This is a genomic window from Burkholderia sp. Se-20378 (assembly GCF_017104665.1).
GTDB lineage: Bacteria > Pseudomonadota > Gammaproteobacteria > Burkholderiales > Burkholderiaceae > Burkholderia > Burkholderia lata.
Window position 1 is genome coordinate 1 of record NZ_JAAGPG010000909.1, and the last position, 2,266, is coordinate 2,266.

A 2,266-nucleotide genomic window follows, 5' to 3' on the forward strand; every position below is an offset into this window, starting at 1 on the left:
CCCGCGATCGCACGCAATGCGCGACGCCGCGCGCCGGCGGCCACGGCGCGCACGGCGCCGGTTTTCATGTTCCGGTTCATCTGGATCTTCTCCGAAGCCGCGCGCCTCCGTCATGGCCGCGCGGCGATTGCATGGTCAGAACTGTAGCGTGGTGAGCAGCGACACCTGTCGCGCATCGCCGATCGCGACGAAGTAACGGTTCGCGCTCGACGGGTAGTAGGTGCGATTGAAGAGGTTCTTCACGTTGAGCTGGAACGACAGCTTCTGCTTGCCGATCCGCGTGTCGTACGTGGCGAACGCGTCGGCGAGCACGTACGACGGCAGCGTGAAGCTGTTCGCCGAATCGCCGGGCCGCGCGCCGACGTAGCGCATGTCCGCGCCGATGCGCAGGTCGTCGCCGCCGACCACCGTGCCGAAGTCGTAGACGGCCGCGAGCGACGCGGTGTGACGCGCGACGTTCCACAGCTGGTTGCCCGTGTACAGCGGATCCTCGGTCGTCTTCGCGTCGATGTACGCGTAGCTCGCGATCACGTTCACGCGCTCGCCGAGCTTGCCCGACACGTCGAGCTCGATCCCGCGCGAGCGCGCCTTGCCCGACGTGCGCCAGTCGGTCAGCTTGGTCGCGTCGTTGTACTGCGACACGAGCACGTTCTTCTTGTCGATGTTGAAGAACGCGAGCGTGCCCGTCATCCCGCCCGGCAGGTCGAGCTTGCCGCCCACTTCCCACGCGGTCGCTTCCTCGGGCGGCGTCGCGCCGTCGATGATGTAGCCCGTCATCGGCGCGATCGACGACGACGGCTTCAGCGATTGCGAATAGCTGCCGTACAGCGAAAACGTGTCGGTCCACTTGTAGACGACGCCCGCGCGCGGCAACCACTTCGAGCCGCTGAGATCGGTGTTCGCGACGAACGGCCGGCCGCGCCCCGCGACCTGGTTGTACGTGATGTAGCGCAACCCGCCCGACACGATCCACTTGTCGGTCAGGTGGATCGTGTCCTGCACGAACGCCGACGCATCGTGCAGCGTGTCGGTCTGGTCGCTGTCGCTCGCCGACACCGTGCTCGACGGCGGCAGCAGCCCGTAGACAGGATTGAGATAGTTGAACGGCGTCTTCACGGCCTGCCGCAGCATGTCCTTGCGGTAGATGCGGCGGTATTCGGTGTCGAAGCCGACCTGCACGTCGTGCTGCATCCCGCCCAGCATCAGCTTGCCGTTCACGTAGCCGATCCCGTAGCTGTCGGTGCTGAGCGAGCCGTGCGTCGCATCGTTGCTGCGCGTCATCGTGCCCTTCACCGGATCGACGCCCGTCGTGCGCAACTGGTTCGCGTCGTAGGTTTCGCGGTTGTAGCTGTAGCCGAAATGCGCGCTCCAGTCCGCGTTGAACTGGTGATCGACGCTCACCTGCGCGAGATGCGATTCGCCGTCCATGTTGTTGAACGGCTCGTCGATGCGCCGCCGCGCGGGAATGTCGAGCGGCGCGTTGGTGCGCGGGTCGAGCGCGGTGCCGCGATCGAACGGCGAATGGAATTTCCGGTACTGGTAGGAGACCACGACCTGCGTATCGCGGCCATACCACGCGAGCGACGGCGCGACGAAGGTTTGCCGGTATTCGCCGAAATTGCGCCAGTACTGCTCGTTCGACTGGTCGACGATCAGCCGGTACGCGAGCCGCGAATCGCCGACCGGCCCGGTCGAATCGAAGGTCGCGCTGCCGCCGTTCTTGCCGTGCCCGAACGTCGACGCGCCGAGCGAGATCGCGTTGTAGCGCGTGAGCTGCGGCTGCCTGGTGACGACGTTGACCACGCCGCCCGGGTCCATCAGCCCGTACAGCAGCGACGTCGGCCCCTTCAGCACCTCGACGCTGTCGACCGCCGCGTTGAACGCGCGCCCCTGCACGAGCGGCATCCCGTTCTGCATGATCGAGCCGTCGCGGTTGCCGCCGAAGCCGCGCTTCATGATCGTGTCCTGCGTGCCCGCGAGCGTGTTGCCCTGCGTGATGCCGCTGACGTTGCCGAGCGCGTCGTCCAGATTGCGCGGACGCTGGTCGCGCAGCACCTGCGCGGGCACGATGTTGACGGCCTGCGCGGTGTCGAGCAGCGGGATGTCGGAACGCAGCACGCCCGCCTCCTTCGGCGCGCGATAGCTCTCCGCGCGCAGCGCGCTGGTGCGCACGTTGATCGCGGGCAACTCGGCGCCCGCGGCCACGCCGGCCGCCACGGGCCGTGCGACCGAAGATCCGAGGCGCGTCGGGTGGGGAAAGAGTGTG

1 protein-coding gene is annotated in these 2,266 nt (G+C 67.2%); it reads right to left on the reverse strand.

Annotated elements, in window-relative coordinates; translation table 11 throughout:
- Positions 1–135: 135 nt before the first annotated feature.
- Positions 136–2,266: TonB-dependent siderophore receptor (locus tag G3N93_RS38875; protein WP_241026887.1), on the reverse strand; the 2,131-nt coding region annotated here is incomplete at its 5' end.